The organism is Aerococcaceae bacterium zg-252, assembly GCA_016237705.1.
GTDB lineage: Bacteria > Bacillota > Bacilli > Lactobacillales > Aerococcaceae > Globicatella > Globicatella yangjingiae.
Genome location: CP066204.1, coordinates 1,805,556 through 1,826,615, shown reverse-complemented (window position 1 = coordinate 1,826,615; position 21,060 = coordinate 1,805,556). Strand labels below are relative to the sequence as shown.

18 protein-coding genes are annotated in these 21,060 nt (G+C 36.8%); 17 read left to right on the top strand and 1 reads right to left on the bottom strand.

Features of this window, described 5'->3' with window-relative positions; genetic code table 11:
* Positions 1–67 precede the first annotated feature (67 nt).
* From JDW14_08545 to JDW14_08525, 5 genes are all read left to right on the top strand, one after another.
* Positions 68–1,660 (top strand): C40 family peptidase, encoded by a 1,593-nt coding sequence (locus JDW14_08545; GenBank protein ID QQD65332.1) that lies wholly within the window; start codon positions 68–70, stop codon positions 1,658–1,660.
* Positions 1,661–1,780: 120 nt separating this feature from the next.
* Complete coding sequence (galU, locus tag JDW14_08540) at positions 1,781–2,665, top strand: UTP--glucose-1-phosphate uridylyltransferase GalU (GenBank protein ID QQD65331.1); 885 nt, start codon at positions 1,781–1,783, stop codon at positions 2,663–2,665.
* Between the two features lie 60 nt (positions 2,666–2,725).
* Positions 2,726–3,769: a recombinase RecA gene (recA, locus tag JDW14_08535; protein QQD65330.1), complete on the top strand. Its 1,044-nt coding sequence runs from the start codon at positions 2,726–2,728 to the stop codon at positions 3,767–3,769.
* A 224-nt stretch (positions 3,770–3,993) separates the two neighbouring features.
* The gene (locus JDW14_08530; protein ID QQD65329.1) at positions 3,994–4,893 is read left to right on the top strand and encodes a serine hydrolase; all 900 of its coding nucleotides are present in this window, start codon (positions 3,994–3,996) and stop codon (positions 4,891–4,893) included.
* Positions 4,894–5,065: 172 nt separating this feature from the next.
* Entirely contained in the window at positions 5,066–5,746 is a 681-nt protein-coding gene (locus tag JDW14_08525) for a redox-sensing transcriptional repressor Rex (GenBank protein QQD65328.1), read from the top strand.
* Positions 5,747–5,803: 57 nt separating this feature from the next.
* On the opposite strand, the gene JDW14_08520 is transcribed toward JDW14_08525, so the two are convergent.
* Positions 5,804–6,613 carry a helix-turn-helix transcriptional regulator gene (locus JDW14_08520; protein QQD65327.1) on the bottom strand — a complete coding sequence of 270 codons (810 nt, stop codon included), beginning with the start codon at positions 6,611–6,613 and terminating at the stop codon, positions 5,804–5,806.
* 321 nt (positions 6,614–6,934) lie between these two features.
* On the opposite strand from JDW14_08520, the gene JDW14_08515 reads away from it, so the two are divergent.
* The 12 genes from JDW14_08515 to gap all read left to right on the top strand — a co-directional run bounded on the left by JDW14_08515 (position 6,935) and on the right by gap (position 20,923).
* The gene (locus JDW14_08515; GenBank protein ID QQD65326.1) at positions 6,935–8,110 is read left to right on the top strand and encodes an iron-containing alcohol dehydrogenase; all 1,176 of its coding nucleotides are present in this window, start codon (positions 6,935–6,937) and stop codon (positions 8,108–8,110) included.
* 254 nt (positions 8,111–8,364) lie between these two features.
* Entirely contained in the window at positions 8,365–8,631 is a 267-nt protein-coding gene (locus JDW14_08510) for a co-chaperone GroES (GenBank protein QQD65325.1), read from the top strand.
* 249 nt (positions 8,632–8,880) lie between these two features.
* Positions 8,881–10,494: a chaperonin GroEL gene (gene groL, locus JDW14_08505; GenBank protein QQD65324.1), complete on the top strand. Its 1,614-nt coding sequence runs from the start codon at positions 8,881–8,883 to the stop codon at positions 10,492–10,494.
* Between the two features lie 249 nt (positions 10,495–10,743).
* The gene (locus JDW14_08500) at positions 10,744–12,087 is read left to right on the top strand and encodes an MBL fold metallo-hydrolase (protein QQD65323.1); all 1,344 of its coding nucleotides are present in this window, start codon (positions 10,744–10,746) and stop codon (positions 12,085–12,087) included.
* Positions 12,074–13,669, top strand: a complete 1,596-nt coding sequence (locus JDW14_08495) for a bifunctional metallophosphatase/5'-nucleotidase (GenBank protein ID QQD65322.1) — start codon at positions 12,074–12,076, stop codon at positions 13,667–13,669. The genes JDW14_08500 and JDW14_08495 overlap by 14 nt, the downstream gene beginning before the upstream one ends.
* Positions 13,660–14,685, top strand: a complete 1,026-nt coding sequence (locus tag JDW14_08490; protein QQD65321.1) for an ABC transporter ATP-binding protein — start codon at positions 13,660–13,662, stop codon at positions 14,683–14,685. Before JDW14_08495 ends, JDW14_08490 begins: the two co-directional genes overlap by 10 nt.
* 1 nt (position 14,686) lies before the next feature.
* A complete protein-coding gene (locus JDW14_08485) occupies positions 14,687–15,583 on the top strand; it encodes a sugar ABC transporter permease (protein QQD65320.1) in 897 nt (298 codons plus the stop codon).
* Between the two features lies 1 nt (position 15,584).
* On the top strand, positions 15,585–16,406 hold the full coding sequence (locus JDW14_08480; protein QQD65319.1) for a carbohydrate ABC transporter permease: 822 nt from the start codon (positions 15,585–15,587) through the stop codon (positions 16,404–16,406).
* A 129-nt stretch (positions 16,407–16,535) separates the two neighbouring features.
* On the top strand, positions 16,536–17,801 hold the full coding sequence (locus JDW14_08475) for an ABC transporter substrate-binding protein (GenBank protein QQD65318.1): 1,266 nt from the start codon (positions 16,536–16,538) through the stop codon (positions 17,799–17,801).
* A gap of 212 nt (positions 17,802–18,013) precedes the next feature.
* Positions 18,014–18,610, top strand: coding sequence for an ATP-dependent Clp endopeptidase proteolytic subunit ClpP (clpP, locus tag JDW14_08470; protein QQD65317.1), 597 nt, complete (start codon positions 18,014–18,016; stop codon positions 18,608–18,610).
* A gap of 239 nt (positions 18,611–18,849) precedes the next feature.
* Positions 18,850–19,890, top strand: a complete 1,041-nt coding sequence (locus JDW14_08465) for a hypothetical protein (protein ID QQD65316.1) — start codon at positions 18,850–18,852, stop codon at positions 19,888–19,890.
* A 31-nt stretch (positions 19,891–19,921) separates the two neighbouring features.
* Entirely contained in the window at positions 19,922–20,923 is a 1,002-nt protein-coding gene (gap, locus tag JDW14_08460; protein QQD65315.1) for a type I glyceraldehyde-3-phosphate dehydrogenase, read from the top strand.
* Positions 20,924–21,060: the final 137 nt, after the last annotated feature.

Sequence of the window (21,060 nt, the reverse complement as noted above, 5' to 3'; positions counted from 1 at the left end):
TTATAGAAGGCGGTGTGCCTTGATTTAAAATAAAGATATATATATAAATGAAATAGGAGAAAAGTGTATGCGTAAAATGTTTTCAATCAAAACAATGGCAACTGTATTTGCCTCGTCAATAGTTTTAAGTACTGTGACTGCACCAGCAATTGCTTTAGCACAGGATTATGATACGTTAATTAATGACACGCAATATGCGATTGACAATCTATCTGCTCAACAAGCAGTATTACATGGTGAATTAGCTTTAGGATATGAAGCTTTGGAAGCGATGCGTGCTGAAGCATCTGAATTGTTAAAAAACATTGCAACAGATGATGATAAAATCAACGAATTAAATAGCCAAATTTCAGAATTGGAAAAATTAATTGAGAAAAGAGAAGATTTATTAGCTGATCAAGCACGTGCTGTGCAAGTGAATGGTGGTACAACTAATTATTTAAATTTAGTTGCATCTTCTGAATCAATTAGTGATTTTGTGGGGCGTTTAGATGTTATCCGTCGAATGGTTTCTTCAAACAAAAGTTTATTAACAACACAAAAAGAAGATAAAGAAGCTGTTGAAACAAAACGAGCTGAAGTTGAAACAGCTAAGAAAGAAAAAGTTAATAAACAAATTGAACTTGAAAAATTAAAAGAAACATTAGAAGTTAAGCAAGCTGAAAACGAAGCTATCTATAATCAGTTAACTAATGATATTACATTGGCAGCTGAACAACGTGATGCGTTAATTGCTGAAAAACAAGCATATGAAGAACAAATGAGAATTATTGCAGAGCAAGAAGCAGCAGCTGCAGCAGCGGCTCAAGCGATTGCTGAAGCTCAAGCGCAAGCACAGGCAGCCCAAGAGGTAGCAGCGCAAGCGCAAGCAGAAGCTCAACTTCAAGCACAAGCGGCTGAAGAAGCTGTGGCTAAAGCAGAAGCGTTGGAAACAGCAGTACCTGAAGTGTCAACTCCAGTTGAAACTGAGGCACCAGTGACTTCAGAAACTGAAGAAGTTGCTCCAGCAACGGAAGAATCAGTAGTTGAGCCAGCAGTTGTTGAAAATGCAACAACAGAAGCTGCAATAGCTGAATCTGTTGCTACAGAAACACCAGTAGTTGAAACAGTAAATCCTGTTGATGTGGCAGCAGCCGAAGAGGCGGCAAGACAAGCAGAAGTTGCGGCCCAAGCAGCGCAGGCAGCAGCTGAAGAAACAGCTCGAGTAGCACGTGAAGAGGCAGAAGCCAAACTTCAAGCAGCCCAAGAGGCAGCGGCTCAAGCCCAAGCAGCGCAAGAAGCAGCAGTCGTAGCGACTGGAAATGTTGAAGCATTATTAAGTAATGCATCTCAATTTTTAGGTACTCCATATGTATGGGGGGGTAAATCTCCAAGTGGATTTGATTGCTCAGGCTTTGTTCAATATGTTTATCGTCAAACTTATGGAGTTGATATCGGTGGCTGGACTGGTGCTCAAGAGCATTCAGGTCAACGTATCAGCGTTTCAGAAGCACAACCAGGAGATTTATATTTCTGGGGAGAACCTGGTAGCACTTACCACGTAGCGATTGCAACAGGTGATGGAAAATATATCCATGCATCACAACCTGGTACTCCGTTAGAGTATAATGCAATTAGTTCATACTTCTCACCAAGTTTTGCATTGCGTGTAAATAAATAATTTATTGGATTATCTGGTCGGACTGTTTGTCCGGCTTTTTTTTATTAAGGATTAAATGTATCACTTGCAAGTTGCGTGTGATATAATGAATGAGAAAGTGTTTGAAAAGAGGTGTGTTTTATGATTAAAAAAGCGATAATTCCTGCAGCTGGGTATGGAACGGGATTTCTTCCAGCAACAAAAGCAAGTTCAAAAGAGTTACTTCCGATTGTTGATAAACCAGTTATTCAATTTATCGTGGAAGAAGCGATTGAATCAGGCATCGAAGAAATTCTTATCATAACAGGTAAACAGAAACGTTCAATAGAAGACCATTTTGATTCTAATTATGAATTGGAAGAAAATTTAAAATCTAAAGGGAAAGAAGAATTATTATCAATTGTTCGTTCGACTACAAAAGAAAATTTATTTTTTGTACGCCAATCATATCCAGTTGGATTGGGAGATGCTATTTTACAAGCGAAAGCATTTGTTGATAACGAACCATTTGCTGTATTGTTAGGTGATAATATTTTTGAAGCTGAAGTTCCAGTTACAAAGCAATTGATAGACTTCTATGAAGAACATCGTGCAGCGTGTGTTGCAGCTGTCGAAGTTGAGCCTAAGGACATTGAACGGTATGGAATGGTAGAAATTGAACGAGAAAATAGTATCAAGAATCAAGATGCTGTTTATCATGTCCGTGAATTTATTGAAAAACCAAAATCGAGTTCCACATCAAGTAATCTGGCGATTGCTGGACGATATGTTTTAACACCTGAAGTATTCCAAGAATTAGAACGTATTGTACCAGGAGCAGAAGATGAATTACAGTTGACAGATGCTATCAATTTGCTTAATCATCATCAAAGAGTATTTGCTAAAAAAGTTACAGGGAAACGATATGATGTAGGAAACAAAATGGGGTATATGGAATATAGTATTCAGTATGGTTTAAGTCATGATGAAACTAAAGATGAACTAAAGGAATATTTAATCCAACTAAGTAAAAAATTAAAAAAATAATTGCTTGATAATTAGTGTATTTATTATTTAGAGGGAATTAAGGAACAATAGGAGGTTATTATGGACGCAGAACGTCAGAAAGCGCTAGACAAAGCATTAAAAGAAATTGAAAAGAACTTTGGGAAAGGCTCAATCATGAGAATGGGGGAAAAAACGGAGACGAAGATTTCAACCGTTCCATCGGGGTCATTGCTACTTGATATCGCACTGGGAGTAGGTGGGTATCCTCGTGGTCGAATTATTGAGTGTTATGGTCCAGAGTCATCAGGGAAAACAACCGTTGCACTGCATGCAATTGCAGAAGTCCAAAAACAAGGAGGGACAGCTGCTTTTATCGATGCTGAGCATGCTCTAGATCCAGCCTATGCGACAAATTTAGGTGTAAATATAGATGAATTACTATTATCGCAGCCAGATACTGGAGAACAAGGTTTGGCTATCGCTGATGCATTAGTAGGGACGGGTGCAATTGATATTATTGTTATCGATTCGGTAGCAGCTCTTGTACCACGTGCTGAAATTGAAGGTGAAATGGGTGATGCTCACGTTGGTTTGCAAGCTCGTTTAATGTCTCAGGCTTTGAGAAAATTATCGGGAACGATTAATAAAACAAAAACGATTTGTTTCTTTATCAACCAATTGCGTGAAAAAGTGGGTGTTATGTATGGTAATCCAGAAGTAACTCCAGGGGGAAGAGCATTAAAATTCTATTCAACAATCCGAATGGAAGTACGTCGTTCTGAAATTATTAAAGACGGCTCTGATATGGTAGGGAATCGTGCAAAAATTAAGATTGTTAAAAATAAAGTAGCACCACCTTTTAAAGAAGTTCAAGTTGATATTATGTACGGAAAAGGTATTTCTCAATTAGGAGAAATGCTCGATTTAGCAGCAGAAGCAGATATCGTTAAAAAAGCAGGTTCTTGGTACTCTTATGGTGAAACACGTCTTGGTCAAGGGCGTGAAACTGCAAAAGAATTTTTAGAAGCGAATCAAGAATTGTATAAAGAAATATTTGCGAAAGTTAGAGCACACTATAATATAGGTGATGCAGTGCCAGAAACTGCCGAAGATGTTAAAGATACACTTTTTGATGTTGAATAAAATTTTAGATGAGTTTTGATGAAGAATCGCCTGTCGAGTGGAGGAATAAGTTATCCATCGGCAGGTCTTTTGGTTCAAATTAAAGTACGCTGAAACTAGTGACCTGGATAGAACAGAGATATAATAGTACTAGATATATTCTTCCTTTCGAAAGTACAAAATATTGGAGGAAATAGGTTATAAAAAAGTTGAGTTGTAATACGCTTAATGGAGGTGATAGGCACATGTTTCGAATAATACTTGTTCAACTATTGTTACTAGGTGCGCCGTATAGTATCGATGCCATCGATTATTATCAAATGAACGCTCCTGTATCAATGCTTTCAATCGTTCGTTCCAAAGCTTCTGCACTATTTAAAATGAATTTTGCTAATATAAAGGGCAAACATCAATTGTATTTTAGAAAAGTATCTGAAAATACAGCACCAATTGTTTATAATAATCAACCGGCTCGTTCTGCTAGTATCATTAAGCTGTATATTTTAGCAGTATTATTTGAGCAGAGTGAAAAGGGTATGATTGATTTGAATTCGATGTATTCATTGCAAGCAGCTGATATTGTCGGTGGTACTGGCTCTATTCAAAATGCTCCGATTGGCACGATATATTCTTTGCAGCAATTAGCAAAGGAGATGATTATTTCTAGTGATAATACAGCAACGAATATTTTAATTAACGAACTAGGTGGCGTGCAATTTGTTAATCAACAGATTCATCAAATGGGATTTAAACAAACGCAATTAAGACGGAAAATGTTGGATTTTAAAGCGTTAGAAAATGGAATTGACAATGAAACGACTGTGATTGATGTGGGTAATTTATTGACACGACTGGCTCAAGGGGAATTGGTGTCTAAATCAGCAAGCCAATCAATGCTAGATATTTTGGAACAACAGCACGACCATGAGAAACTCTTTGCAAGAATGTCAAAAGATATTAAAGTGTATAATAAAACAGGAACATTTGCTGAACGGGGTGTGTTAGCTGACGCAGGTATTATGGAATATCGTAATCATCGGTATGTTTTTGTTGTTTTATCTAATAACGGTGAAATGACGCAACAGCAGCAAGCGATGCAAAAACTTGGATATGAAGTTGGTCAATTGATTGTTGGAGATAACTAATGTAATGAATTTTCCGATAATATTTGAAGGTAATTTTTTTCGTTTTGATTCATTAGCATGTGACGTAAAACACAAAGTTATTAAAAACAGTAGCATAGTTTGTGAAAGTTTGTTATAATCATGGTAATATAAACGAAAGTAACCATTATTTAGTGAAAAGGTAGGAGAAATTATGCACAAAGAAATTCCACGTGCGACGGCACGACGTTTGCCAATTTATCATCGCTATCTTCGTTTCTTGCATAATGCGGGTAAAAGACGTATTTCGTCTACCGAATTGAGTGAGGCAGTGAAAGTTGATAGTGCCACTATTCGTCGAGATTTTTCGTATTTTGGGGCATTGGGTAAAAGAGGATATGGCTATGATGTCGATTATTTACTTGATTTCTTTAGTAAAACATTGAATCAAGATCGTTTAACATCAATTGGATTAATTGGGGTAGGACATCTTGGAAATGCGTTGTTGAACTACAATTTTAGAAAAAACAATAATGTGCGGATTGGTGCAGCTTTTGATGTCAATCAAGATTTAGTCGGTAAAGTATTATCAGGAGTTCCAGTGTACTCAATGGAGGAACTTGAAAAACAAATTGAAGAACAAGCGATTGAAATTGTTATCTTGACAGTTCCACAAGAAACAGCTGCAGAAGTAGTTGAGCGTTTAGTGTCAGTTGGGATAAAAGGTATTATGAACTTTACACCATTACGTTTTGATGTACCACGTTCTGTTCGAGTACAAAATGTTGACTTAACGACTGAGTTGCAAACATTGATTTATTTCATTGACAGTGATTTGGCAGACGGAGATGAAGATGAATCGTATATGGATGTGCCATATAATTTTAGATTTTAGCATAATGAAATAGCAGAAGAAGTATTCACAATGGATTGCTTCTTCTGCTTCTCTATTCTAGTGCGGAGTATAAGTGTGACGGTATTTCGTCGGTGTAATATGGTTAAATTCTTTAAATGTTTTTGAAAAATGTGACGGTGAATGGAAACCGACTTGGTCTGAAATTTGAGCGACAGATTGGTGGGTAGAAATTAATAATTTCTCTGCTTCTTTTAACCTGACATGAATTAAATAGTCGATTGGTGATAAACCCGTAAACTGTTTAAATAGACGGATTAAGTAGTATTTATTAATATCAGCCACTTCTGAAAGAGAATCAAGTGTAATTTTTTGAGCATAGTTTGCTCGGATATACGCTTGAATTTGCTCAATTTCATGACTTTTTGATTGCATGCTAGCATCTTTAATGGATAATTCATTATGACGTAAAATTTGAATTAACAAACATTCAATTAATTTTTTCAAAAGTAAATCAGTGCCACGATAGCTTTTTTTAGTTTCCGTCAAGGCAAGATCAAGGTAGTCTTTAAAGGTACTTGATGTTTGCTTGATATGGAAGAATGAATCTGATGTATCTAATTGCATTGATGATGTAAAAATGATACCTGTTAATTGAACACAGATATACTCGATTCTGCGAATAGGTGACAAGGTAATGCTATGACCTGGGTTTAAGATTAACACTTCACGCTTTTTAAGTTCAACTTGCTCAGCCTGCTGCGTTTCATAATGTGCAGCTCCTTTATGGATATAAATGAGTGTTAAATAGTCATGCGAGGCTAAGGTTGTAGTATGCGACTCTTGGATATTGTTTGATTGTATCTGATGCAGCTTAATTGAAGCCGAATTGACGTTTGAAATGTACATATTGACCTCTTCCTTTTATTTGATTAGACATTAAATGGTTAAAATTGCTACTAACTCTATTATACAAAAAATCAAAAAAAGAATACAAGACAAAAATATACATAAGTCAAGATTATAATAAATTTGTAATATTTCGAAAAAATTAAAGTGTTATTGATTAACAATGTTAACAACACTTGCTATAATGGAATTAATGAAATAAAGTGTGAGCGTGGACGTCTTGACTTGAATCACTGGAGCAATGGGAGAAGAAATGTTCAAGTGCCAAGCTAAGTGGAAGTCAAGTCAACCCAAGCGAACTAAATAAGGAGTAATGATTAGATGCAAAATTTTATTTATGATATTCCAACGAAAGTATTTTTTGGTGAGGGTCAAATTGAACAATTGCCAAAATTAGTGGCGAAGTTTGGTAAGCGTGTCTTACTGACTTATGGTGGTGGCAGTATTAAGCGTAATGGTCTTTATGATAAGGTAAAAGAATTATTATCTGATTGCGAAATATTCGAATTATCCGGCATTGACCCTAATCCGAGAATTGAGTCAGTACGTGAGGGTGCAGCTCTATGTAAGGAGCATAAAATTGATGTTGTCTTAGCAGTTGGTGGTGGTTCAACGATTGATTGCTCAAAAGTCATTGCTGCCGCAGCGAAATATGACGGCGATGCATGGGATTTAGTTGAGAATCCAACATTAATTGAGGCTGCATTACCTTTAATTGATATATTAACATTATCAGCCACTGGAACAGAGATGAATACTGGGGCTGTCATTACGAATTTTGCAACGAAAGATAAGAGTGGGACAGGTGCTTATGTAATGTATCCGTATGCGTCTATTTGTGACCCAACATATACATTTACTGTGCCACATAATCAAACAGCAGCTGGAACGGCAGATATTATGAGTCATACGTTTGAAATTTATTTCAATCATGAACCAGGTGTGTTTGTGCAAGACCGTATGGCTGAAGGGATTTTAGAAGCGTGTATCCATTATTTACCGATTGCATTGAAAGAGCCAGATAATTATGAAGCTCGTGCTAATTTGATGTGGGCATCTACTTTAGCGTTAAATGGTTTGACGCGTATGGGACGTAATGGTGCGTGGACTTGTCACCCGATTGAACATATGTTATCGGCTTACTATGATATTACGCATGCAGTAGGTTTAGCAATTTTAACACCACGTTGGATGGCATATTGTTTAAATGAAGATACGGTTGAACGTTTTGCGATGTATGCAAATCGAGTGTGGAAAATTGCCTACCAAGATGATTTATATGCAATGGCAAAAGAAGCGATTGAGAAAACTTATCAATTCTTTGTAGATGCTGATATGCCGATGACATTGCCAGAAGTTGAAATTGATGCGGAACATTTCGATGAAATGGCAGAACGTGTAGCACCACGTTTAACAAATAGCTATGTACCATTGGATAAAGACGCAGTTGTTGCGATTTTAGAAGATTGTATGACACCAGGTGTGACATATCGATAATAGTTTTTAGGGGCTAAGTGGGTTGACTGCTTAGTCTTTTTTTGATAACAGATAAAATATCTATATAATATTTAAAAATAGATTACTTAATTAATGCTCGTATAAATGTCTTTTTCATTTTTGTATCCGATAATGCCGAGAAATTGAAATTTAAGTTAAACTACTTGCAATTTGACCAAAAATGACCTATTATAATAAGTGGGTTAGCACTCTGTTGAAGAGAGTGCTAAAATTTAACTAATGGAGGAATAACAATGTTAAAACCTTTAGGAAAACGTGTTTTATTAAGTTTAAATCCTGTTGAACAAGTATCTGCGGGTGGTTTGGTACTAGCAAGTGCAGTAAAAGAAGACACTGCAGTAGGAACAGTTATTGCTGTTGGGCATACAGTTACAGATGAAGATGTTGTAAAAGTTGACGATTCAGTTGTTGTTAGCAACTTTAGTGGCACAAAGGTGCAACATGAAGGTAAAGATTATTTAGTAGTTGAATTAGACGAAGTATTAGCAGTTATTGAATAAACATAGTGTGAGCGAGGGTGTTCTGACTTGAATCACTGGAGAAAATCACCGGCGTTCGAGAAACGCACAGAGGGGATTTACGAAGTGGATGTCAAGTCAACCCGAACGAACCAGAATAAGCATAGTGTGACAATGAGCGTTTTGAAATGAATCACTGGAGAAAACATACGGCGTGTGCGACAGCACATAGAGAAGTTTTTAAAGTGGAGGTCATTTCAGCTCATTGGAACCAGAATAGGAGTGTATAGAATGGCAAAAGAATTGAAATTTTCAGAAGATGCACGTGCAGCTTTGTTGCGTGGGGTTGATATTTTAGCAAATACAGTAAAAACAACATTAGGACCAAAGGGACGCAATGTAGTATTAGATAAAACATTTGGTTCTCCATTGATTACAAATGACGGTGTGACAATTGCGCGTGAAATCGAATTAGAAGACCGTTTTGAAAATATGGGTGCACAGTTAGTAATGGAAGTTGCATCTAAAACGAATGACGTAGCTGGTGACGGAACGACAACGGCTACAGTATTGACGCAAGCAATTGCACGTGAGGGAATGAAAAATGTGACGGCTGGAGCTAACCCAGTAGGTATCCGTCGTGGGATTGATTTAGCAACTCGTGTAGCAGTGGAAGCATTACAAGAGTTATCACAACCAGTTTCATCAAAAGAAGCAATTGCACAAGTTGCAGCAGTTTCTTCAGGTGATCATGAGATTGGTGCGTTGATTGCAGATGCAATGGAACGAGTAGGTAATGACGGTGTTATTACGATTGAAGAGTCTAAATCTATTGAAACAGAACTATCTGTTGTAGAGGGAATGCAATTTGATCGTGGTTATTTATCACAATATATGGTTTCAGACAATGAAAAAATGGTAGCAAATTTAGAAGCACCACTTATTTTCATTACGGACCGTAAAGTGACAAACATTCAAGATGTATTACCATTATTGGAAGAAGTAATGCAATCTGGACGTCCATTGTTAATTATTGCAGAAGATGTTGACGGTGAAGCTTTACCGACATTAGTATTGAATAAATTACGTGGTACATTAAATGTTGTGGCGGTTAAAGCACCTGGATTTGGTGACCGTCGTAAAGCAATGTTAGAAGATATTGCTGTCTTAACAGGTGCGACAGTTATTTCAGAAGAATTAGGTTATGAGTTGAAAGATGCAACAGTAGCACATTTAGGTCATGCAGGCAAAGTAACGGTAACCAAAGATGCAACAACGATTGTTGAGGGAGCAGGCGATAAACAAGCGATTGCGAATCGTATCGCTATTATTCGTGCTCAAGCAGAAGAAACAACTTCTAGCTTTGATAAAGAAAAATTACAAGAGCGTTTAGCAAAATTATCTGGTGGGGTGGCAGTGATTAAGGTAGGTGCTGCTACTGAAACAGAACAAAAAGAACGTAAATTGCGTATTGAAGATGCTTTAAATGCAACACGTGCAGCCGTCGAAGAAGGAATTGTTGCTGGTGGTGGTACAGCATTGGTGAATGTACAAGATAAAGTATTAGCAATTGAAGCGACTGGTGATGAAGCGACTGGTGTAGCGATTGTTGCACGTGCTTTGGAAGAACCAGTACGTCAAATTGCTGAAAATGCAGGTAAAGAGGGTTCAGTTGTAGTCAATGAACTTCATCGTTCAGAAAAAGGCATCGGTTATAATGCTGCGAATGATACATTTGAAAACATGATTGAATCAGGTATTGTAGATCCAACGAAAGTAACACGTTCTGCTTTACAAAATGCTGCGTCAGTAGCTGCTTTATTATTAACAACTGAAGCAGTTGTCGCAGAGATTCCAAAAGAGTCACCTGAAATGCCAATGGGTGGCATGCCAGGGATGATGTAAGAAAAGTCAATGAATCGCTATAAGTATCGACTGGTGGTACTTGTAGCGATTTTTTATGTATAAATCAAAGATGAAAGTTCTTAGGTGGTTCCAAGTGAGTTTTTAAACAGTAGAAATAATAGCTAAAATACACCGATTCTATCAATTGTTTTGAAATCGATTTCTTACAAAATGTTTCGGAAAATACACTTACAATAGATGTTTTTTTTTGCGATTTATAGTATTCTAATAAGCGAAGGAGTGGTGTATTTGAAAGAAACAGTCATTCGGTTTTGGAGTGGTCTTCATACCATTGGTAGTAATATTGTAAGTCTACAAAATGGTGACTACCGATTAATTATGGATTTCGGTGCATTAGCTGGAGCAGATATTAATCGTTTGTGTCATAAATCCGAGGGATACTCATTGTTAAGCGAAAATTTATTGCCAAAAATTGACGGCTTATATGATCAAGCGACATTAGCGACTTATCCATTAGAGTCATTAGAAGATAGTTCAATTAAAACGATTCTTTGTTTGTCTCATTTACATTTAGATCATATTGGTTCATTTGGACAATTGAGTGATAAGACACCTGTTTATGCTTTGCAAGAATCGGTTGATTTTTATGCAAAATTAAAAGAAACTAATTTATTGCCAGCCTATAATGTTAATTGGCAAGGGGTGCAACCGGGTGAAGTGATTGAACATGGGCCTTTCTCAATTGAGTTTGTTCCAGTTGATCATGATACAATGGGTGCTGCAAGTGTTTTTGTGACAGCACCGGATACAAAATTGATTTATTCTGGTGATTGGCGTCTGACTGGATTTGAGCCGGAGAAGATGATGTCATGGGCTCAAAAAGCCAATGCTTTTAATGCAGACTTGTTATTAATGGAGGGCACGACTTTTAGCCATGTTAATACAGATCCTAGTGAAGTAGATATTCGTATTGCAGCTAAAACGACAGATTTGCGTGCACGCAATGAATGGCATTTGATTGAAAATATTAAAAAAGCAATGGCAGATTATGATGGGCGTTTAGTAGCATTTAATGGGTATCCACAAAATGTTCGTCGTATGATTGAATTAGTAAAAGTAGCAAATAAAATGGGTCGTGAGTTTGTTTTTAATTCGGCATTTTATCAAATGATTCAAGATTATGTGCCAGCAGATTTACGAGTGCGTAAGTTAAGCGAACATGATGTTACGGTTGAAATGATTCAGGCTGAACCAGAAAAGTATATGCTACAAGTCGAAGAAGATTCTATTGATACACTGTTGAGTTTTCCAGCAGGTCTTTATTTACATTCAAATGGGATGCCATTGGGCAGTTATATGCCAAGCTACGAGCCGTTTGTCAATCGTATTGTAGATGCTGGTTGGGAATTTGTGATTGCAGCAGCGACTGGTCATGCATCAACACGAGATTTATTATTAATGAATGCAGTGATTAGACCAAAAGTGATTGTGCCTTGGCATACATTCCAACCGGAAACTTATGCGAAAGCATTGCAAGAACAAGGGCAGTTAGCTTGGTTGCCAGAATACGACCAAACTTATACTTGGTCAACTTTAGCAGCGTCGTTAGGAGTAATCGATGAAAAAAATTAGTTTTTTAATGACCAGTGATACGCATGGGTATTGGCTAGACCGTCCAATTAATCCAAATGCGAGTTTACTCAATACAGCACATGTGTTGAATACAATTCGTCAGAATAATTCACATACTACGATTGCGATTGATTTAGGAGATTTTATTCAAGGTTCTTCATTTGCAACTTATTGTAGTCAAGTGGCAAAAAATGGCGATTGCTTTGCTCGTGCGATGAATGCGTTGAATTATGATTTTCAAATTATTGGGAATCATGAGTTTAATTTCGGTTCGGATTATCGAAATGGGATTTTGAATCAGTTAAATGCACAGTTATTAGTGAGTAATATTATTGATGAGCAAACAAATCAACCTTTTATGGGGCAACCGTATGCAATCATTGAACGTGAGGGTGTCAAAATCGGTATTGTCGGAGTTACAACGCATTATATTCCTAACTGGGAATTGCCGGCTCATTATGCAGGTTTACGGTTTGATGATGCGTTTGAAACGACAAAATATTGGTGTCAGCAATTACGACCACAAGTAGATGTGTTAGTGGTAGCATATCATGGTGGTTTTGAATGTGATTTGGATACCTTTGAACCATTGGAAGATTTGACCGGTGAAAATCAAGGGGTTAAAATGCTGCAAGAAATTTCTGAAATTGATGTATTGTTAACAGGGCATCAGCACCGTCATATTAATCAAAAAGTAAATAATACATGGGCGATTCAGCCAGGTCATGCTGGAGAATTTGTGGCAGAAGTGGTTGTATCGGTCGATGAAAACAATCGAGTGGTAGATTCTGTAGGGTATTTGCATGATACTGCGAGTGTGTCTACTGAGTCAGCATTAGTTACAGTATTAGAACCACAATTTTCTAATGGAAAATTATGGCTTGAAACGGTATTAGGGCAAGCACCAATCGTGCAGCCAACGAAAGAATTATTCCAAGCGAGATTGCAAGGTCATCCTTTTGTGGAATTGTTAAATCAAGTGCAAAAAGAAGTGACGCAAGCTGATTTTAGTGGTGTTGCCTTGGTAAATGAGTTTTTTGCATTGTTTGAGGGCAACATAACGAACGAAATATTGTTGAAAGCATATCCGTATTTTAATTTGATTGCAACAGTTAAACTGACTGGACAAGAAATATATGAGGTCATGGCATTTGATTTTGAATATTATCAATTGGACGAAACAGGAGCTATTGCAGTGAATCCGTCATATATTTATCCGAAACCTAAGCACTATAATTATGATTTGTACTCAGGTTTTACAACGCATGTCGATATGACAAAGGATAAAAGAGAACGGATTGTCAGCATTATTGATGAGCGAACAGGTGAGCCGATTGAGTTGGATAAGGAATATACACTAGCGATTTCGCAATATCGTGCTGTCGGTGGTGGTGACTATAAAATGTTTACGAAAGATAAAATTCAATCAATTTCTGAGATTGATATTGCAACAGCATTAGTAAAAGCGTTGCAGACATTTGACGCAGCAAAATGGCAGCAGATTAATCAAGATTATAGTCATGTAATTTGGCATAGTGGAGAAAGTATCACAGTAAAGGATGAGGTGGAAACGTGCAAGTAAGATTTGATAATGTCACGATGCAGTTTGAAAATAAAAAAGTATTAGATAATATTAATTTTACATTACCGAGTGGTGAATTAATTTCATTTTTAGGGCCAAGTGGTTGTGGGAAGTCTACGACATTGTACTTGATTTCTGGTTTGTTAAATGCAACATCTGGAAACATTTATTTTGACGATAAAGATGTAACAAAATTAGATCCTGTAAAACGTCAAGTGGGATTAGTGTTTCAAAATTATGCGTTATATCCACATTTAACGGTATTAGAAAACATTATGTTTCCATTGAAAATGGCGAAAATGCCTAAGGCACAACGTATTGAAATTGGAAAAGAAATGGCAGCATTAACTCAAATTCATGACCAATTAGATAAATACCCACGTCAATTATCAGGTGGTCAACAACAACGTGTTGCGATTAGTCGTGCATTAGCGAAATCACCGTCTATTTTATTAATGGACGAACCTTTATCGAACTTAGATGCTCGTTTACGGATTGAAATGCGTGAAGAAATCAGACGCATTCAACAAGAAACTGGTGTTACGACGGTATTTGTTACCCATGACCAAGAAGAAGCATTGAGTATTGCAGATAATGTTATGGTGTTAAATCAAGGTGAAATTCAACAGATGACAGACCCAGTAACCTTGTATCGTGAACCAAGTAATTTATTTGTTGCTAAATTTATCGGAACACCAATTATCAATACATTTACTAAAAATTCGCCGCCATTAAATCCAAATGCTTGGGTAATGAATCATGATTGGGAAACATTAGGAATTCGTTCAGAGCATTTCCGTCTAGGAACTTTAGCTGACCATTTAGTGAGTGCAACAGTGCAACGAGTTGAGCAAGTCGGAAAAGATGTGACGATTCATTGCGAGTGTAATGGTGAAACATTTGTGGTATCGGATATTGATGCTGAATTACCTGTTGGAGAGCAAATATTCTTAACGGTTGAGCCAAAACATTTGATGTTCTTCAATCAAAAAGCGAATCGTGTTGAGGTAGTGTAACATGAATAAAAAACCAACACTCAAAAGTTCTTTGCAGGCTTTGTTATATTTAGCACCAATGTTAACGATTAGTGGGATTTTTACGATTTTCCCTATTTTTAAGTCGATTGCGATGAGTTTTTATACTAAATTCAATCTCTTTACAGGTGAAGTATCTGCACGTGGTTTAGACAATTATAGAACGGTTTTAACTGATAAGAACTTCCATGCAGCTTTACGCAATACGGTTATCTATGTTATTGGTGTTGTGCCGACAACGATTTTTATTTCGCTATTGATTGCGATGATGTTGAATAGTATTCCATTTTTAAAAGGAATTTTTAGAACGGTCTATTTTTTACCTTATGTAACCAGTACTGTAGCCGTATCGGTTGTGTGGAGTTGGCTCTATCATTCACGTTATGGATTTTTCAACTATATTCTTGGATTGTTCGGAGTTGATGCTATCAATTGGTTAAATTCGCCGGATAATGCTTTGCCAGCCGTTATGATTATGGCGATATGGAAAGGATTAGGGTTTAATATCTTACTCCTACTTGTAGGGTTAGGAAATATTAATGAAAATTACTATAAAGCAGCCAAAATTGACGGGGCTAATGCATTTCGTCGTTTCACGAATATAACGATTCCGTTATTGCGTCCGACTTTATTCTTATTGTCAACTCTTGGGGTTATCAGTGGATTTAAAGTATTTGACGAAGTGTATGCTTTATTTAGTGGGCGTCCTGGGCCAGCCGGTTCTGCTACTACATTAGTTTATTATTTATTCCAAAAATTCTATGTGCAATTTAAATACGGTGAAGCAGCTGCAACAGGTATTATTTTATTTGTGATTGTATTAGGTATTACCTTAGTTCAAAATGCAGGTAACCGTTACTTAGAAAAGAGAGGTGGCTAAAATGAAGGGCATCGTTAAAAATTTAGCGCTTTACGCTATCCTGTTTTTAGGTGGAATCTTTATGATTTTGCCATTCTACTGGATGTTGGCAACGAGTTTGAAGTCATCTGGTGAAGCGATAATGATACCACCAACGTGGTTGCCACAAAATTGGTTGTTTTCAAACTATGAAAAAGCATTGGAAGTAGCTCCATTCGCTCGTTATTTCTTAAACAGTGTGTTCGTTACATTAGCAACAACTTCAGGGGAATTAGTGACAAGTATTTTAGCTGCGTTTGCATTTGCGAAGTTAAAATTCTGGGGTAAAGATATATTGTTCATTATTTTACTAGGAACGATGATGGTGCCAGGTGAGTTGATGACGATTCCGAACTTCGTGACCTTGTCTGGTTGGGGAATGATTAATACTTATTGGGCATTGATTATTCCATGGTTAGCGAGTGTGTTCTCAGTCTTTACTTTAAAACAATCATTTCAATCGGTACCAGACCAATTGTATTATGCAGCGAAAACTGATGGTGCGAGTGACTGGCGTTTCTTATGGGAAATGTTAGTGCCATTATCACGTTCATCAATTATCGCAGTAATGATTTTAAAAGTTATCGGTAGTTGGAACTCATTTATGTGGCCATTGATTGTAACGAATGATAAGGCATTGCGTACATTGCCTGTCGGATTACAAGCATTTACGACTGAGGCTGGAACACAATTTGAATTGTTAATGGCAGCTTCGACATTAGTAGTGGTACCAATGGTTGTCATCTATTTATTATTACAAAAATACATTATGCAAGGTATTGCAAGTTCTGGTTTGAAAGGGTAAAGGCGAACATTAACAAAAAAATATAAAATTAATTCTATTATGAGTTGACAAAATCTTATTCTTTTACGAAAATGTAGTTGGCGGTACTGTGATGCCGTTGAACGTGCTATTTTAGGAGGAAAAATTTTAATGAAAAAATTACGCACATTAGCAGCAACTTTATTAACAGCTTCAGCGTTGAGCACTTTTGTTCCAACTGCTTCTGCTCAAGAAAAAGTTCAGGTAACTTTCTGGCATGCCATGAATGGTAAGCACCAAGAAACGATTACAAAATTGGTTGAAGAATTTAATAATTCTCAAGATACAGTTGAAGTAATCGAACAAAACCAAGGTGATTATAGCTCATTACAACAAAGTGTTATGGCATCAGGTGTATCTGGTCAATTACCAACAATCGCACAATTAACAGCATCTAATACACCGGACTACATGGATCAAGGTTTATTAATGCCTTTAAATGATATTTTAACAGCTGAAAATGGCTTTACAGATGAATTACGTGAAGGAATTTTCCCTGGATTTATGACAGGTGTAACTTTTGGTGATAAAATTTATGCTTTACCATTCGCCAAATCAGTTCGTTTAATGTTTGTTAACCAAACAATGTTAAATGAAGTTGGTGCAGAAGTACCAAAAACTTGGGAAGAAGTAAAAGCATTAGGTGAAGCATTAGATAAAGCAGGTATCGAAAAACCAGCAATGGGATTTGAAAATGATGTGGCTGCTGAATATGAAACAATGGCACGTCAAAATGGTGCTGCTTGGATTTCATCAGACTTATCTAAAGTTGACTTTACATCAAAAGAAGCGTTAGAACCAATTCAATTCATTAAAGAATTAATTGATGCAGGTCATGCACGTACTGCTGGTGAAGATGGTTACATGAGTGGTCCATTCTCATCTGGTGAATCTGCATTATATATCGGTTCATCAGCTGGTTTACCATATGTATTACCAGGTGTTGAAGAAAACAATATTGAATTAAAAACAGCTCACGTACCAGTATTCGGTGGTGGTGAAGAATTAACAATTTTTGCTGGAAATGACTTAGGTGTATTCTCATCTGCGTCTGAAGAACAACAAAAAGGTGCGATTCAATTCATTTCATTCTTGTTAAATAACACTGCTCGTTGGGCATCTGAAACAGGTTACTTACCAGTAACAAAACAAGGTGTTGAGTCAGAAGTTTGGACAAAATACTTAGAAGAAAACCCATTAGTAAAAGCAGCATCTGAAGAATTAGAATTCGGTATGTCTCAACCAGCATATGTTGGTGCTAGTGAAGTTTACTCAGAATTAAAAATTGCTTTAGAAAACATTTTAATTAATGGTAGTGATTTTGCAGAAGAAATGGGTAAAATCGAAAGTTTAGTTAAAGGCCATTTAGGTCAATAATCTTAAACCTATTAAATGCACTCCTGAAAGGGAGTGTGTTTTTTTAGGAGTGGAAGATAAATTGTGCATCTTAATTGACCTTCTTTGACTAAAACGGTATAATAATGACACATTACTTAACAAGTTTACTTAAATTGTTAAGTATAAATTAGCAATAGATGGTTTCTAGTATTTTGAATGAACTATTTATCGAAGTAGAGGAGTAATAAAAGATGAACTTAATTCCAACGGTTATTGAACAATCATCACGTGGAGAGCGTGCATATGATATTTATTCACGATTATTAAAAGATAGAATTATTATGTTAAGTGGGCCAATTGATGATAATGTAGCGAATAGTGTAATTGCACAATTACTATTTTTAGAAGCTCAAGATTCAGAAAAAGATATTTATCTATATATCAATTCTCCTGGTGGTAGTGTTACGGCAGGTATGGCAATTTATGATACGATGAATTTCATTAAGTCTGATGTTCAAACAATTGTTATGGGTATGGCTGCGTCAATGGGTGCATTTTTATTAGCAGCTGGTCAAAAAGGAAAACGTCATGCTTTACCGAATGCAGAAATTATGATTCACCAACCATTAGGTGGAGCACAAGGACAAGCGACTGAAATTGAAATTGCTGCACGTCATATTTTACGTACACGTGAACGTTTGAATGAAATCTTAGCAGAGCGTACAGGGCAACCAATTGAAGTGATTGCACGTGATACAGATCGTGATAATTATAAGAGCGCTCAAGAGGCAAAAGAATATGGTTTGATTGATAATATTATGGAGAACAATCAATCGTTAACTAAATAATTAAGTGAAGACTAAGTTTGACAGGACTTAGTCTTTTTTTTGAATGTAACCGCACATCGTGGTCGAATATCGACCACTTTCTAATAAAAAATATTAATGAAGTGTACTCGAGTTTAGTTTGCAAATTATGCAGATAAATGTTATAGTATTAATGTGGTAAGCGACCTAATTTTGTAAAATGAGAGAAATTATTCGGATTTTAATTTATGGTCGTATATTGCCCAAAAAGGAGGAACACCATGCAGGATGTTTTTTCTATAATGCAAGACATTGCACCAGATTTAAATGAGATGTTGCAAGTCCGTTGTTCGATTTTGTATCAATTACAGTCAACACATCAGGCAATTGGACGAAAAACATTAGCACAAAAGGTGAATTTATCCGAGCGTTCACTGCGTACAATTATTCAGTTAATGAAAGAACAGCACTTAGTTGAAGTAGGACATTCAGGTATACGTTTGACGTCCAGAGGACAAGAAGTGGCTGCTGTTATTGCCGATAAAATGGTGAGCACGAATTATTTGCATGAGTTATCAGCAAAGTTACAATCTCGTTTAGGATTGGACGGTTGCATGGTAGTGAGTGGGAATGTCGAACAAGATACGAGCGTCTATGCAGAATTAAGCCGAGCAGTTGAGCAAGTGTTGAATCGCTATTTAAAATATGGGCAAAATACAATTGCAGTAACTGGTGGCGAAACGCTCGCACATGTAGGCGAGGGCTTGACGCAAATTCTATCGAAAGATAGAGAGCTAGTATTTGTTCCAGCACGAGGTGGTGTTGGTGGACGATTCAATATTCAATCAAATATGGTGGGGGGGCTTATGGCTCAAAAAACTGGAGCACAATATGTTCCGTTGTTTATCCCCGATATGATGGAAGAATTGGCGTCTAAAGCACTATTGAATGACCCAGCTATCAATCAAGCAGTGATGTTGGGAAAACAAGCAGACTGCTTATTGGTGAGTGTGGGTTCTGCCAAGACTATGGCAGAGCGTCGTGAACTGACAAGTGAACAGCAGCAATTATTGCGTGAACAGCAGGCGATAGGTGAAGCGTTTGGTGTATTTTTCAATGAACAAGGGAATGAAGTGTTACGATTACCGAGAATTGGTATTCAAATCGAAGAACTCAGTCAAATTCCTTTAGTTGTGACAGTAGTAGCAGGTGCTTCTAAAGCAGAAGCGGTAAAAGGCTATTGTCAACTAGTCCAACATCATGGGTGGCTCATCTGTGACGAGGGCGTCGCAAATATGATTTTAAATGAGGGAACTCATTAAAATAAAATATCCTTAAGGAGGAAGTCAAATTATGACAGTAAAAGTAGGTATTAATGGTTTCGGACGTATTGGTCGTTTAGCATTCCGTCGTATTCAAGAAGTGGAAGGCATTGAAGTAGTTGCAATCAACGACTTAACAGATGCTAAAACATTAGCTCACTTATTAAAATATGACACAACTCAAGGCCGTTTCAATGGTGAAGTTGAAGTATTAGAAGGAGCATTCCGTGTAAACGGTAAAGAAGTTAAAGTATTAGCTAACCGTAACCCTGAAGAATTACCTTGGGGTGAATTAGGAGTAGACATCGTATTAGAATGTACTGGTTTCTTCACTTCAAAAGAAAAAGCTGAATTACACTTAAAAGGTGGCGCTAAACGTGTTGTAATCTCTGCTCCTGGTGGTAACGATGTACCAACAGTTGTTTACAACGTAAACCACGACATCTTAAAAGGTGACGAAACAGTAATTTCTGGTGCTTCATGTACTACAAACTGTTTAGCTCCTATGGCTAAAGTATTACAAGACAAATTTGGTGTTGTTGAAGGTTTAATGACAACTATCCATGCTTACACTGGTGACCAAAATACTTTAGATGCACCACACGGTAAAGGTGACTTACGTCGTGCTCGTGCTGCTGCTGCAAACATCGTACCTAACACAACAGGTGCTGCTAAAGCTATCGGTTTAGTAATTCCTGAATTAAACGGTAAATTAGACGGTGCTGCACAACGTGTTCCAGTTCCAACAGGTTCATTAACTGAGTTAGTAACTGTTTTAGAGAAAAACGTAACAGCTGACGAAATTAATGCAGCAATGAAAGAAGCTGCTAACGAATCTTACGGATATACTGAAGATCCAATCGTATCTTCTGATATCGTAGGTATCACATTTGGTTCATTATTCGATGCAACTCAAACAAAAGTTATGACAGTTGGCGACAAACAATTAGTTAAAACTGTTGCTTGGTATGATAACGAAATGTCATATACTGCTCAATTAGTTCGTACTTTAGAGTACTTCGCTAACTTATAATATTAAGTGTGAGAGCTTGCGATTAGTATAGCGTCTTATAAAAAAGAGCGTCTATCCAAGACAGCGGGGAGGCATGACGCTTCCTCGCATTTTTTATAGAGTTAAGAGCGAATAAAACTTTTTAAATAAATTTGATA